The sequence below is a fragment of the Algoriphagus sp. UBA3586 genome, assembly GCF_002376385.1.
Taxonomy (GTDB): domain Bacteria; phylum Bacteroidota; class Bacteroidia; order Cytophagales; family Cyclobacteriaceae; genus Algoriphagus; species Algoriphagus ornithinivorans.
Genome location: NZ_DFMT01000016.1, coordinates 126,309 through 140,589 on the forward strand (window position 1 = coordinate 126,309; position 14,281 = coordinate 140,589).

The following is a 14,281-nucleotide window of genomic DNA, read 5'->3' on the forward strand; positions in this document are numbered from 1 at the left end:
CCTAATAGTAAATAAGTCAAATTCAAAATTTACTTTGGTTGCTAGCTGAATTTTCAGTTCTTTTTGGTAATATGATATTCGTATTACCAAATTGATTTTTCCATGTCTGAGAAGCAACTCAAAAAGGAATATTCCAATGGAGAGGTAACCATCACTTGGGAGCCCCATAAATGTATCCATTCTGCCAACTGTGTGAATGGCTTACCTTCAGTTTTTGACAATACCAAAAAACCCTGGATAGATCCCGAAGGATCTAGTACAGAAAAAATTGTGGAACAAGTTCAAAAGTGTCCCTCGGGTGCTCTGGGTTACTATTTTGAAAATGAATCTTCCAAAGAAAATGTGGAAGTAGACAAAGAGCAAATTGTCGAAGTCATGAGAGACGGTCCACTGATGGTGTATGGAAATATGACCGTCAAAATGGCGGATGGGACCACCAAAAAACAACATAAAGTCTCGGCTTTTTGCAGGTGTGGCGGAAGTCAGAATAAACCATTTTGTGACGGAACGCATAAGAAAATTGATTTCAAAGGCTGAGGAAATCCATGCGAAAGGTATTAATTATTTTTGCTCATCCTAAATTTGAACACTCAGATGTTAACTTTCAGTTAATCAATGCAGTAAAGGATCTTGAAAATGTCACAATCAGGGATTTGTACGAGTTATATCCTGACTTTAACATCAACATTCAAGAAGAGCAAGAAATACTGTTTGAAAATGAAGTGGTAATCTTCCAACACCCTTTTTATTGGTATTCCTGCCCTCCCTTGTTGAAGCAATGGATTGACCTTGTATTAGAGTTTGGATGGGCTTATGGACCAGGTGGTGTTTATTTGAAAAATAAATATTTACTGAACGCCATCACATCCGGAGGATCTCAGGAAGTGTATAGTCATGAGGGTAGAAACAGGTTTACGCTAGAGGAGTTTTTGAGACCATTTGAGCAAACTGCCTATTTATGTTGGATGCGATATTTGCCCCCTTTCCACATAGGAGGTACACATCAAATCCAAGTCGATGAATTGCAGAGGAAGGCAAGAGCCTATAGAGAGCTTGTGCTACAATTAAGAGATGAGAAAGAAATAAGCATTCCTTATTTACAAAAAACCTAGGCTATGAATGGATTTTTGATCAATGCTATCATTTTTATCGTAGCTGCCATAATCTGCGTTCCTATTGCTAAAAGATTGGGAATGGGCTCAGTCTTGGGCTATCTGATCGCAGGGATTTTAATTGGCCCCTACTTATTGGGCTTTATTGAAGATGGAAATCAAGGTCAGGACATCATGCATACCACCGAGTTTGGGGTAGTGATGATGCTATTTTTGATTGGGTTAGAGTTGGAACCCAAAAACCTATGGAAAATGAAAGACCTGATTCTAAAAGTCGGTCTTTCACAAGTATTAATCACTGCGGCCCTAATTTTTGGAATCTCGATCCTGATTGGCGTCAATTGGCGTGTTGGTTTGGCAGTTGGACTTTCTATGGCACTTTCATCCACTGCTATTGTTTTGCAGTCTTTGAAAGAAAAACATCAAATGGACAGTAATTCTGGGAGGATGTCTTTTGGTGTTTTGCTCATGCAAGACATTGCAGTTATCCCAATTTTAGCCGTATTGCCCTTATTGGTAGTGGCAGGAGCCGAAAAGAGCGCAGACTCGGGGCATGGAGGATTCTTGGAACATCAACCGGGCTGGGTTCAAACCTTGATGATTTTTGCCGCTATAGGTTTAGTGATTCTGATGGGAAGATATGGCTTTGGCCCTATTCTAAACTGGGTATCCAAAACCAAGCTTCGGGAATTATTTACAGCATCTGCATTGCTCATTGTTGTGGGAATTGCATTTTTGATGGAGTTAGTAGGGCTTTCTCCTGCACTCGGAACATTCCTGGCAGGTGTAATCTTAGCCAATTCACCTTATAAACATGCATTAGAATCTGATTTAGACCCTTTTAAAGGATTACTATTGGGATTATTCTTTATGGCTGTGGGAGCAACTATCAATTTTGAATTGATTTCAAGTAATGCCTCAGTCATTATTTCCTTGACTTTGGGTGTGATGCTGTTGAAAGCTTTAGTGCTTTTGGTCATTGGAAAAGTGAGAGGTTTGAGTATTCCTGAAAATCTCAGCTTTGCGTTTGGATTGGCTCAAGTTTCCGAGTTTTCTTTCGTAACCTATGCATTTGCCTTGCAATTGGGGATTTTTGCAGCTTCTACATCTGATTTTTTGATAGCGGTTACAGCATTGACCATGACCCTGACGCCCATTGTGATGTTAGTGATTGATAAATTAATCATTCCTAAGCTTCGGGAAAAAGAAAGTAAAAATGAACGGGAAGCCGATACCTTCTCTGAAAAAAATAAGGTCATCCTTGTAGGATTTGCTCATTTCGGATCAACACTCGGAAGATTTCTTAGGGCAAATGGCATAGAAGCCACTGTTTTGGATTTTAATCCTGATCAAGTGGACTTGTTGAGAAAAATGGGCTTTAAGGTATTTTATGGAGATGCTACAAGACTAGATCTTCTTCATTCAGCAGGTGCAGAAGAAGCGCAAATTCTGATTTCAGCGATTAATTCCAGTGAAACCAACAGGAAGTTGGTGGAGCTTTGTCAGGAACATTTTCCTCATTTGGAAGTCATGATTCGGGCTAAAAACAGAAATGATGCTTATGAAATGATGGAAATGGGCGTTGAACATATCTATAGAGAGCATTTGGATACTTCCATTCGAATGGGTGAAGATGTCTTAAAAAAGCTAGGGTTTAGAGCTCATACCATACATCGCTTGGCAAGCCAATTCCGAAAATACGATGAAGATGCCTTGAAAGTATTATTCCAGTATAAAAATGACCGGGAAGAATACATATCCAAAGTAAAAAAGCAAATCGAGCAACAGGAACTTTTATTATCAGGCGAATTGAGCAAAAAATTCTCCTTGAATGATCAGGCCTGGGATAGCGAACCGATGAAAAATAGATGATAAAAATAAATTAAATCATTTTCTAGATTAAAGTTACTAATTAATTGATTTTTAATCTTTTATAAATATATAACGATCGAATCATAGTATTTATCTATCGTCTGATAAGGAAGCATTTTTTTTTGTCCTTTTCTTAAAAAAATTTAAAGCTTTGAATTTAAAGTAAACTATTTCTAGTCGAAATTGATTTATTACAATGATCTAATAATAAGATTATTGAGTTTTCACCGTTCGAAGTAGCATATGAATAAGTTGCTACGTCATGTGTGAAAATCGCCTGACGATCATTTCTTAGATTTTTCAGATCTACATATAAGAACTAATGAACCAACAATTTAAAATTCTAAAAAAAGCTGCGGAGGTATTTCATTCTTATGGCATCAGTCTCCATGGCCCTAGAAAGAATGATCATTTCATTCAAAAGCTAAACATGGACCCCATTTTTATTAATGGGTTGATTTTTGAATTGGAATATCAGCTTCAAGTTTACATTCAGGAAGAAAAACTGAGAACTGCATGTACTCCTAAAGAATTGATTCGGCTATTTTTGGAAATACCACAAGAAAACTAAAAGGCTTCGGCCTGTTTTTTTATTTCAATTTATACTAAATCCACTTTTTAATCGTGAATAAATCAGCCCTGATAAGTATTCTGATTCATGCCTAAATATTTTCTTCTCTCCTGTTGCTTTTACCTTTCCTTGATTTCTACTTTCGCTCAAAGCTGGTCCTCAGCAGATTACTCAAAATTTGATTGGAAATCATTTTACAAACTATCAACCGCTCATCAAGAGCTAAATCTTTCCGATATAGATTACCCTTTATTACATGCAGCTATTTTTTATGTGAGCAATGAATTTAGGGAGAGAAATCGCTTGAAGCCTTTTATTTACTCAGATAGAATAGAAAGACTTTCTGCCGATCATGCAGCGGATATGGTGAAGTATAATTTCTATGGCCATTTTAGTAAAATAAGAAATAAGCGGACATTGAGGGACAGATTTCAGATTGTTGGATTAAATCCATCAGGAATTGCAGAGAATATCAGTAGCACGGCTGCTATCCAATATGAATATGGAAGAAAAGTAAATCGGCCACAAAGTCCCGGAATCTTCACATATATGTCCAACAAAAGAGAAGTAATTCCCAATCATACTTACCTGAGTTATGCCAAAGCTATTGTGCAACTTTGGATGGACTCTCCCGGACATCGAGCTAATATTTTAAATCCAGGATTTATATACATGGCAGCAGGATCAGCGGTTTATCCCGAAAGGAGTTTTTACAATATGCCTTACTTCATGAACGTGCAATGCTTTAGCGGGCGCTAGGCATAGATACGCCAAATGTCGTATGGCGTTTATATTAGGAAAGAATGAGCTTTGAATACACATTTAAACTTTCAAGCTATGAAATTCAAAGCCTTATCTTTTATCATCCTAGTAGCAGGATTATCGTTTTTTTCTTCCTGCGACGGAGACTCAGAAAATCCATTAGAACAACAGCAAAGCAATCCTGTACCTCAACCGGGTGATGCGGACGGAGTAATGGCAGCTATCAAAGCAAAATCCAATACCCCTTCAGGCACTCCCTCTGTTCCTGGTATGCCTGATATTTTATTGGATGTTGCATCCGCTAACTTTTACAGTACTTCGGGAGGCAGCTCTTTGGTGAATGTTGGCGAGGTCATGTTGAACGATTTCAAACTTCAAAATATCAGCGGAAATACTTATATCAATAATTTCACAGATATCACTTTGGGAATAAATTCAGGCCAAGCCAATGGCTGGAAAGTGGCTGGAGCAAATGGTTTTGATGGCTTTACTCACACGACCGCCAAGGTAATGCCGGGGGTGGTAAAGTTTGCGAGTAATCAAAGCGAAACAATTAGTATCTCTAGCTCAGTCACACTTTCCATCCAATCAGTTCCTTCAGGAGTTGACAACATACTTTGGGTGATTTCAGATGGCAGTAAGGTTGTTACCAAAGAAAGCAGGGCTACTTCAATTACCTTTTCCACTTCAGAATTATCAGGCATGAAAACCACCGGCCAAGGAATCATTCAAGTAGCTGCTTATAATAGTGAAAGCAGAACCATAGGAGGTAAAAAAATCTACTTCATCAACGAAACTGTTGACAGCAAGTTTGTTACCTTAAATTAAGTACTCAAAAGACCTGTCGGGGCAATAAGTCCCGGCAGGTCTTTAAACAGCCACTTTTTTCCAATTCCCCTTTTTAAATAAAAACCATGAAACCACAGCATGGAAGGAATGCGCGAATGCAATGGCAATAAAAATCCCCAAATATTCTAATCCCATCGGGAAAGCCAAGAACCAGGCTAAGGGAATTTCCAAAAACCAGAGCACTCCAATATTGATATATGCGGGAGTTTTGGTGTCACCAGCTCCATTGAAAGCTTGAGTTAATACCATCCCAACTGCAAAAAACACATAACCCAGAACAATCACCCATAAGCCTTGTGCTGCTATGCTTTGAACTTCCGGTATATCCGTAAAAAGGCCTGCCAGTTCCTTTGAAAAAATTAAATAGATTCCAGTCACTGAGGCCATAAATATTACGCAATATCGAGTTGTCAACCATACTGCTTGTTCAGCTCTTCCAATTTCTTTGGCACCTAAATTTTGACCTACTAAAGTAGCTGCTGCTCCGGAAAGTCCCCATGCAGGTAAGATGGTAAAAATCAATACTCTCATGGCTATGGTATACCCTGCCAAGGCCGTTGACCCAAATTCAGCATTCATCCTGGTCAAAGCCAACCAAGATACTGAGTCAATCAAAAATTGACCCATCCCTCCTGCTGCGATATCCAGAATTTTTCGAATAGTCTTCCATTTGATTTTAATATTTCTGGAAAGAATGTGTAGCCTGTGTTTCCCGTTGAAGAGGTGATATAATTGGTAAAGCACGCCAAAACTTCTTCCCATAGTGGTCGCTATTGCAGCTCCTTCAAGTCCTAACCCATCCCATGAACCAATTCCAAAAATAAATAAGGGATCCAGGATGATATTAAAACCATTGGCAATCCACAAAGATCTCATGGCATGGTGAGCTTGTCCAGCACCACGAAAAGCTCCATTGATCAAGAATAAAAGCATGATGGCACTATTTCCGATAAAAATTATTCGGGCATAATTGGCTCCAGTCCGAATGACTTCTTCTTCAGCTCCCATGAGCATCAGTACTTCTTTGGCAAAGATCCAGCCCAGAATCCCCAAAATCAAAGAAATCATGACTCCAACAACCAGTAATTGAAACGCTGCGTCCCCTGCTTTTTCATACTCCTTCTCTCCAAATCTCCGTGAAATAAGTGCTGTGGCAGCCATGCTGATTCCAAACCCAACAGCATAAACCAAAACGATAACAGACTCAGTCAATCCAACTGTTGCAATGGCACTTTCACCGAGTTTGGCCACAAAAAAGATATCCACTACCGCAAACAAGGACTCCATCATCATTTCCAATATCATCGGAATAGCTAGAACCATTATTGCGGTTTTGAGAGGCAAAACGGTAAAATCTTGCTCTTTACCCAAAATTGCGTCTTTGATCAACTGAAAATTCATGGAAATTTGCCTCGAGAAATTGAAAGAAAAGCAAAAATAGAGGATTCAATTCAAAGCAGATTCATGTTAGGACATCTTCAATTGAATTTTCAAAAATTTAGACTTCACTTCTTTATGGAGAAAACAAAGTATTTTTGTTTGAAAATGAACTGAACATTCAATGCATCAGTTTATTTGTCACTTGTAATCGAATGGACCTTGAATCCATTAATTGATGCAGCTATGAATAAAAAACCAAGAGTAGTCGTCGGCTTATCCGGAGGTGTGGATAGTTCAGTGGCGGCCTACCTGCTGCTAGAGCAGGGTTATGAAGTCATCGGCATGTTTATGAAAAACTGGCACGATGAATCAGTCACCATCTCCAATGAATGTCCTTGGATGGAAGATTCCACAGACGCAATGCTTGTTGCTGAAAAGTTAGGAATCCCATTTCAAGCCATTGACCTCAGCGAAGAATATCGGGAAAGAATTGTGGATTACATGTTTGCCGAATACGAAGCAGGCCGAACTCCCAATCCGGACATCCTTTGTAACCGAGAGATCAAGTTTGACATTTTCTTAAAAGCAGCTCAAAAACTGAAAGCAGACTTCGTTGCTACTGGACATTATTGTCAAAAAGGAAGTGTTGAAGTTGATGGAAAACCTGTTTATCAACTATTGGCAGGTGCAGATCCCAATAAAGATCAAAGTTATTTTCTTTGTCAGCTTTCTCAGGAGCAGTTAGCAAAGGCATTATTCCCGATAGGACATCTTCAAAAGTCAGAAGTTAGGGCCATCGCTAAAAATTTGGATCTTATCACAGCCGAAAAGAAAGACTCTCAAGGCTTATGCTTTATCGGTAAAGTGAGACTTCCTGAATTTCTTCAGCAACAATTGAAACCCAAAAAAGGAAAAATCATTCAAATCCCTGATAATCTAGCGGTATTCAATCGTTTAAAAATTCCTGCAGGAGTAACATTGGAGGATTTAGATACTGATGAATTGGATGCTTTAGCCCTTCCTGTTCACTATCAGGCTAACCAGGGAAAAGTCTTGGGAGAGCATAATGGAGCTCATTATTTCACTGTTGGGCAAAGAAAAGGCTTGCAAGTAGGCGGAACCGGCAAACCCTTATTTGTAATCGCCACAGATACTAAAGAGAATAATATCTATACAGGATTAGGCGATGATCATCCAGGATTATTGAGAAATGCACTTTTCGTTAAAGAAAAGGATATTCACTGGATTAGGGAAGATCTTGTATTGACCCCGGGTCAATCAGCAAAATATCAAGCAAGGATCAGGTACAGACAGCCTTTGACAGAAGCAACCTTGATAAGAAGAGAGAAAGGACTTTATGTCATTTTTGATCAAGCTCAGAAAGGGATAGCTTCAGGACAATTTGTTGCCTGGTACAATGCGGATGAATGTATTGGTTCAGGTACAATTTTCTAACTTCACGGCCGGTTTTATAGCCGGTTTTTTTTATGCATTTAGAAATAATTTTAGAGGACGATGACATCATCGCAATCAATAAACTATCTGGGCTTTTGGTTCATAGAACGGCATTAGCCGCGTCCGAGAAAAAAGAATTTGCAGTACAAATCTTAAGAGATCAAATCGGTCAAAGAGTTTATCCGGCCCATAGACTGGACCGACCTACCAGCGGCATCTTATTATTTTCAAAAAAAGAAGAAGTATTGCCTTTGCTAAAAAAGCAATTTGAAAATAAGACAGTTCATAAATCTTACCTCGCTATAGTTAGAGGTATTCCGGCTGAAAAGACTTTTACGGTTGATCAAGGCTTGAAAAACGAAAGATCAGGCAAGATTCAGGATGCTGTAACCCATTTTCAAGTCTTAGATAGCTCGGAAATTCCTTATGACACTACTGGACGATATCCAACCAGTAGATATTCTTTACTTTTAGCCAAACCAGAAACAGGTAGAACCCATCAGATACGAAGGCACCTAGCCCATAAAAGGCATTATATTTTAGGAGATAAAAAGCATGGAAACAATAAACAAAACAGCTTTTTTGAAAAGCAGTTTGGGCTTCAAAATTTATTGCTTCATGCACACAAGCTTGAGTTCAATCACCCAATCAGCAATGAAAAAATTACTCTGAAAGCTGAAATACCTGTACACTTTCGAACTATTTTGAAAGATTTGAATCTGAGTGATCAAGTATTGTAGCATTCTCAGATATCTTTTCTCCGATTTCCCTTATTTTGGAAGAATAAAATTACACCCTATGAATAAAAAACTCTTGGGATTTGGTTTAGCATTACTGCTGGCCAATCCTCTTTTTTCCCAAAAAGTAGCTATTGAAAAAGCATTTAATAATCAATCTGCATTAGAGGATTTCAGGTATTTAGCTTCAGATGAGTTAATGGGGCGAGATCCTGTAAGGCCGGAGATTGAACTTGCCTATAACTACATTGCTTCAGAACTTAAAAAAGCAGGAGCAAAAATGATCCCTGGGGCTAATGGCTATTTCCAGAATATTCCATTTAGAATGTCTTCTCCTCCAAGTACCGGACAGATCAAATTGGGCAAGAATACATTTGAACAAGGTAAAGATTTATTGGTCCTAGACGGGAAGTCCATTTCTGGATCCTATGAATTGGTTGATGTCGGTTTTGGTCTTGAAGAGGATTTTCAAGGAAAAGATTTAAAAGGAAAAATAGCAGTTTCCAATGTTGGCGCGCCTGATAGATTAGGTCCTGCTGATTTATTCGCCTTGGGTAGAGAAAAAACTGCCAGAGCTCAAGAAAGTGGTGCAATTGCCTTAATTGAGAGATTTAATGTACCGAGCGTACCATGGCAACTGGTTTCCAATTTCCTAAATAGACCAACTCTGGGAGTAGATCAAGGCGAAAGCTCTGAGCTCACCTATATCTGGATAAAAGACATGGACAATGGAGTTCGTTCAGCTATGGCAGATCAGAGCATCTCTAAAGCTGACTTGATGATATCTGGTAAAACCAATAAAAATATTGACGGGAAAAATGTTGTAGCTTGGATTGAAGGTACAGATCCTCAATTAAAAAATGAATATGTATTGCTTTCCGCACATTATGACCATGTGGGTGTAGGAAGACCTGATGCTGAAGGTGATTCAATTTATAATGGAGCAAGAGACAATGCTGTTGGAACCGTAGCAGTAATGAATGCCGCAAGATTCTTTGCAAAAAATCCTCCAAAACGGTCCATTCTCCTAGCCCTTTGGACAGCTGAGGAAAAAGGCCTGCTCGGTTCTGCTTATTTTGCAGAAAATCCATTAATCCCACTTAATCAGGTGATTTTCAATCTGAATATTGACAACGGAGGTTATAATGATACTTCAGTCATCACTGTAATTGGTCTAGGGAGAACTACAGGAGATGATCAAATTTCAAAAGCAGTCAGTGAATTTGGATTAAAAGCAATACCTGATCCTGCTCCAGAGCAAGGACTTTATGACCGTTCCGATAATGTGAACTTTGCCAGAAAGGGTATCCCCGCTCCTACCTTCTCTTTGGGTTTTCAAGCCTTTGATGATGAAATTCAAAAGTACTATCACAAGCCTGGAGATCATGTGGAGAATTTTGATTTGGATTATGCCATCAAGTATTGGAAGTCCTACATTTTGGCGGCACAGCTAATTGCCAATGATTCTTCTAAGCCAGTTTGGGTGGCTGGTGATAAATATGAAAAAGCGGGAAAAGATCTTTACGGAAATTGATTCTAATGATATTGATTTAAAAACTGATTCATAAAAAAGCCCGAATTCAAATTGAATTCGGGCTTTTTCTTGTCCCCGTACGAAGTAGTCTTTTTAACCCGAAATATGCAGTAGACTTCTTATTACGAGTCCAAACCGCTTCAAAATCAATCGCTTTGCTGTATTTAGCTCAATCACCGTAGCAGTGCTATGCTTCATTCGCTAAATACTTGATTTTATTGCGGTTTGACCTCTCACTACAGATTCTAATGCATAATCCGGGTTTAATTTTAAAATAACATGCCTGCGATTGTGGCAGTCATCAAACATGCAAGTGAAGCTGCCATTAGAGATTTCAACCCTAACCGGCTTAAATTTCCTTGCTGGTTTGGAGCAATGATAGAAATACCTCCCAATTGAATGGCTATTGAACTAAAGTTGGAAAAGCCACAAAGGGCATAAGTAGCAATGACAATTGATTTAGAGGAAAGAGAACCCATTTCCTTCATTTCTGAGAGAGAAAGATAAGCCACGAATTCATTGATCACTGTTTTTTGTCCAAGCAAACTTCCCACCTGCAAGGTATCAGACCATTCCACACCTATCACCCAAGCAAAAACCCGGAAGATCTGGCCAAAGATATATTCCAGAGAAAACCCTTGAAACTGTCCACCAGTTGAGCTTGCCACGAAGGAATTCAGACCTGTATATTCTCCAAGTAATCCAGTCAGTAAATAGTTGACTGCTGCAATCACGGCAATAAAAGCCAATAGCATGGCACCTACATTCAGAGCGAGTTTTAATCCCTCCGATGCTCCAATAGACATGGCATCTATCAAATTGACTCCCATACTTTCCTCATTCACTTCCAATTTATCTTGAACCAACTCCTTTTCTGTTTCAGGAATAAAGATCTTGGATAACACTATGGCTGCAGGCGCATTCATGATACTTGCTCCTAAAAGATAAGCAGCAAACTTACTTTGCTCTTCTAAGCTATCTCCTCCTAAGAAGGCTACATAACCTGCCAAAACCCCTCCGGCAATAGTTGCCATACCTCCTGTCATCAAGCACATTAGCTCAGATTTACTCATATGAGGAATAAAAGGTCTGACTAGTAATGGAGCCTCTGTTTGTCCCAGGAAAATATTTCCGGCAGCTGACAGACTCTCGGGACCCGAAAGCCTCATAGTGCGGGCCATCACCCAAGCAATGCCGAATACAATTTTTTGGAGAATTCCTAAATAATAAAGCCCTGCTGATACAGTAGAAAAGAATATGATGGTAGGAAGTACTTTGAATGCAAAAATAAACCCGAAGCTATCTCCTGCTAGATCACCGAAAATGAATCTTGCCCCATCTTCCGAGAAACTAAGAAACTTTACGAAACCTTCCGAAAGCAAGGCAAAGCCACTAGCAACGATTGGTACTTTGGTAATCAAAAAACCAAAAATCAACTGCAGGATGATACCTATACCGACTAACCTCCAGTCTATTTTCTTCTTATTATTTGAAAAAATAAAGGCCACCAATACAATGACCAATAGTCCGAAGACTCCTCTGATGTAATCCATGCGATCTAATTATCAAATCAAGGGCTAAAAATAGGTAAGTCAGAGGCAAGAAAAAAGTCCTGATTTCTCAGGACTTTCAATTTGCTTAATTTCTTTTATTTATTTCATCCCTGATTCTGGCTGCTTTTTCATAATCTTCATTATTAATAGCTTTTTCTAGCATCTGATTCAACTTATCCAAACTAAAATCCTTCAACGAAGGCTCTTTTTTGGAGGTGAATTTTTGGGTTGGTTTTTTTTGCGGAGAACTGCTTTCCTTTTCCTCAACTTCAAAATGCTCCACTGCGCCTTCAGACATGGCCTTTTCACTACAGTAAATAGGGCTTCCAAATCGAATAGCAATAGCAATGGCATCTGATGGTCGGGCATCAATTTCGGCGTCTATCAAGTCACTTTTACACTGAATTTTGGCATAAAATACGCCTTCCTTCATGTCTGTTATGACTATTCTATCAATGTCAAAATTAAAACCATGAGCAAAAGACTTGAAAAGATCATGAGTCATTGGCCTGTTGGGAATGATTTTTTCAATTTCCAAGGCTATGGCCTGAGCTTCAAACATACCAATCACGATAGGAAGCCTTCTTATACCACCTACCTCTCCCAAGACCAGGGTAAAGGAGCCTGATTGGGAATGATTGGACGAAAGGCCCAAAATCTCAAGTTCTATGAGTTTCTCCACAAAAATTTAAAGTTCTGCTTTAAGTGCTTCGTTTAATTTAGGAACGACCTCAAATGCATCTCCAACTATCCCATAATCCGCAGCTTTAAAGAAAGGAGCTTCTGGATCTTTATTGATAACTACAATACACTTGGAGGAATTTACTCCTGCAAGATGTTGAATCGCTCCTGAAATTCCTATTGCAACGTATAAAGAAGGTGCAACTTTTACTCCTGTTTGCCCTACGTGCTCATGGTGAGGTCTCCAACCAATATCAGAAACTGGCTTAGAACATCCTGTAGCAGCACCAAGCGTTTTAGCTAAATCTTCAATCATACCCCAGTTTTCAGGACCTTTCATTCCTCTTCCACCGGAAACTACGATGTCAGCTTCAGGAAGTAATACCTCACCTGTAGCTCTTTCAGTAGCAGTAATCTTGGAACCAAAATCAGAATCCGGAATATTCACTTCCAAAGATTCAACAGCCGCATCTGCTCCATCAATTTTAAGGTCAATGGCATTTTTCTTAATAGCTAAAATTTTGTTTGCAGTAGTTAAGCTAGTTTCAGCAAATGCCTTACCTGTATAAATACTTCTTTTAACTATATAACCGGAATCTGTATTTGGCAATTCTACTACATTAGAAACTAATCCTGCATTGACCTTAATGGCCAATCTGGCAGCAACAGCGTCTCCTAATGATGATTTCGCCAAAACCACGGTTTTAGACCCTGTTTTCTCAAATGCCTGGGCCACAGCAGTAGCATGAGCCTGAATCACCCCTGCATCCAATCTGCTATCCGATGCATGAAGTACTTTGGTTGCACCTGCTTTCCCCACTGAAGCCAATTCAGCCTGATCGACTGAACCTAATGCCACAGCGATTACTTCCCCTTCTCCTGTTTTAGCAGCTAAGGCACTTGCAAATGAAACAGCCTCAAGACTAGTTTTTTTGATTTTACCTTCTGCCTGCTCTATATATACTAATACTGACATAATTTACTGATTTAATGTAAGTTAAAAATAATTACTTAAAGTACCTTGGCATCGTTTTTCAACAATTTCACCAACTCGGCTACATTGTCTTTGTCAACCAATTTTACAGCACCTTTAGCAGGTGGTAATTGATACTTTTGAGTTTCGGCCTGAGTTTCTTCAGTCACTGGATCCACCACATTCAATGGTTTTGTTCTCGCTGACATGATTCCTCTCATATTAGGGATTTTCCATTCTGCAATTGGCTCCTGACATCCTGCAATGAGTGGCAATTGAGCTTCAAGCATTTCTTTCCCACCCTCAATTTCTCTAGCCATTTTTACAGTGGTTCCTTCCACATCTAATTTCATGACAGGAGAGAAAGAAGGCATTCCCAAAAGCTCTCCTACCATACCGTGAACCATTCCACCATTGAAATCGATTGATTCTCTACCCATCAAAATCAGGTCATATCCACCTTCTTTTGCATAATGAGCGATTTGTTTGGCTACAAAAAAGGAGTCTTTTGGATTTGAATTGACACGAATGGCATCATCGGCACCAATTGCCAAAGCCTTTCTCAAAGTTGGCTCAGTTTCAGCCTCCCCTACATTCAATACTGTTAACTTACCTCCGGTTTGATCTCTTAATTCAACCGCTCGCGCTAAAGCATAGTCATCATAGGGTCCGATGATGAACTGAACTCCTGTGGTGTCAAACTTGGTATTATCGGCAGTAAACTGAATCTTTGAAGTCGTATCCGGCACATGAGTGATACAAACAAGAATCTTCATTGGTTTAGGATTAGATTATTTTAGAT

General features: G+C 39.2%; 14 protein-coding genes. 9 read left to right on the forward strand and 5 right to left on the reverse strand.

The genetic code is table 11. From position 1 onward, the window contains the following. Positions 1–102 precede the first annotated feature (102 nt). The 6 genes from B2906_RS05105 (at position 103) to B2906_RS05130 (ending at position 5,145) form a co-directional block, all read left to right on the forward strand. Positions 103–537 (forward strand): (4Fe-4S)-binding protein, encoded by a 435-nt coding sequence (locus tag B2906_RS05105; RefSeq protein ID WP_286935813.1) that lies wholly within the window; start codon positions 103–105, stop codon positions 535–537. Positions 538–545: 8 nt separating this feature from the next. After that, positions 546–1,112, forward strand: a complete 567-nt coding sequence (locus B2906_RS05110; protein WP_286935814.1) for an NAD(P)H-dependent oxidoreductase — start codon at positions 546–548, stop codon at positions 1,110–1,112. Between the two features lie 3 nt (positions 1,113–1,115). Continuing rightward, positions 1,116–2,984 (forward strand): monovalent cation:proton antiporter-2 (CPA2) family protein, encoded by a 1,869-nt coding sequence (locus B2906_RS05115; protein ID WP_219958947.1) that lies wholly within the window; start codon positions 1,116–1,118, stop codon positions 2,982–2,984. Between the two features lie 322 nt (positions 2,985–3,306). Then, entirely contained in the window at positions 3,307–3,555 is a 249-nt protein-coding gene (locus B2906_RS05120) for an acyl carrier protein (RefSeq protein WP_144605737.1), read from the forward strand. A gap of 87 nt (positions 3,556–3,642) precedes the next feature. After that, positions 3,643–4,314 (forward strand): CAP domain-containing protein, encoded by a 672-nt coding sequence (locus B2906_RS05125; protein ID WP_286935815.1) that lies wholly within the window; start codon positions 3,643–3,645, stop codon positions 4,312–4,314. A 78-nt stretch (positions 4,315–4,392) separates the two neighbouring features. Further along, on the forward strand, positions 4,393–5,145 hold the full coding sequence (locus B2906_RS05130; RefSeq protein WP_144605735.1) for a hypothetical protein: 753 nt from the start codon (positions 4,393–4,395) through the stop codon (positions 5,143–5,145). Positions 5,146–5,187: 42 nt separating this feature from the next. On the opposite strand, the gene B2906_RS05135 is transcribed toward B2906_RS05130, so the two are convergent. Next, complete coding sequence (locus B2906_RS05135; protein ID WP_219958949.1) at positions 5,188–6,567, reverse strand: MATE family efflux transporter; 1,380 nt, start codon at positions 6,565–6,567, stop codon at positions 5,188–5,190. Between the two features lie 222 nt (positions 6,568–6,789). Here B2906_RS05135 and mnmA point away from each other — a divergent pair, with 222 nt between their 5' ends. Genes mnmA through B2906_RS05150 form a run of 3 tightly spaced genes read left to right on the forward strand, consistent with a single transcriptional unit; the run spans position 6,790 to position 10,272 of the window. Further along, entirely contained in the window at positions 6,790–8,001 is a 1,212-nt protein-coding gene (mnmA, locus tag B2906_RS05140; RefSeq protein WP_219958950.1) for a tRNA 2-thiouridine(34) synthase MnmA, read from the forward strand. Positions 8,002–8,033: 32 nt separating this feature from the next. After that, positions 8,034–8,741, forward strand: coding sequence for a pseudouridine synthase (locus tag B2906_RS05145; RefSeq protein WP_219958951.1), 708 nt, complete (start codon positions 8,034–8,036; stop codon positions 8,739–8,741). 58 nt (positions 8,742–8,799) lie between these two features. Next, positions 8,800–10,272, forward strand: coding sequence for a M28 family peptidase (locus B2906_RS05150; protein WP_219958952.1), 1,473 nt, complete (start codon positions 8,800–8,802; stop codon positions 10,270–10,272). Between the two features lie 269 nt (positions 10,273–10,541). On the opposite strand, the gene B2906_RS05155 is transcribed toward B2906_RS05150, so the two are convergent. The 4 genes from B2906_RS05155 to B2906_RS05170 all read right to left on the reverse strand — a co-directional run bounded on the left by B2906_RS05155 (position 10,542) and on the right by B2906_RS05170 (position 14,255). After that, positions 10,542–11,825, reverse strand: coding sequence for a NupC/NupG family nucleoside CNT transporter (locus B2906_RS05155; protein WP_091650557.1), 1,284 nt, complete (start codon positions 11,823–11,825; stop codon positions 10,542–10,544). 85 nt (positions 11,826–11,910) lie between these two features. Further along, positions 11,911–12,507 carry a bifunctional nuclease family protein gene (locus tag B2906_RS05160; protein ID WP_091650554.1) on the reverse strand — a complete coding sequence of 199 codons (597 nt, stop codon included), beginning with the start codon at positions 12,505–12,507 and terminating at the stop codon, positions 11,911–11,913. 6 nt (positions 12,508–12,513) lie between these two features. After that, positions 12,514–13,482 carry an electron transfer flavoprotein subunit alpha/FixB family protein gene (locus B2906_RS05165; RefSeq protein ID WP_219958953.1) on the reverse strand — a complete coding sequence of 323 codons (969 nt, stop codon included), beginning with the start codon at positions 13,480–13,482 and terminating at the stop codon, positions 12,514–12,516. A 35-nt stretch (positions 13,483–13,517) separates the two neighbouring features. After that, positions 13,518–14,255, reverse strand: a complete 738-nt coding sequence (locus tag B2906_RS05170) for an electron transfer flavoprotein subunit beta/FixA family protein (protein WP_144602324.1) — start codon at positions 14,253–14,255, stop codon at positions 13,518–13,520. Positions 14,256–14,281: the final 26 nt, after the last annotated feature.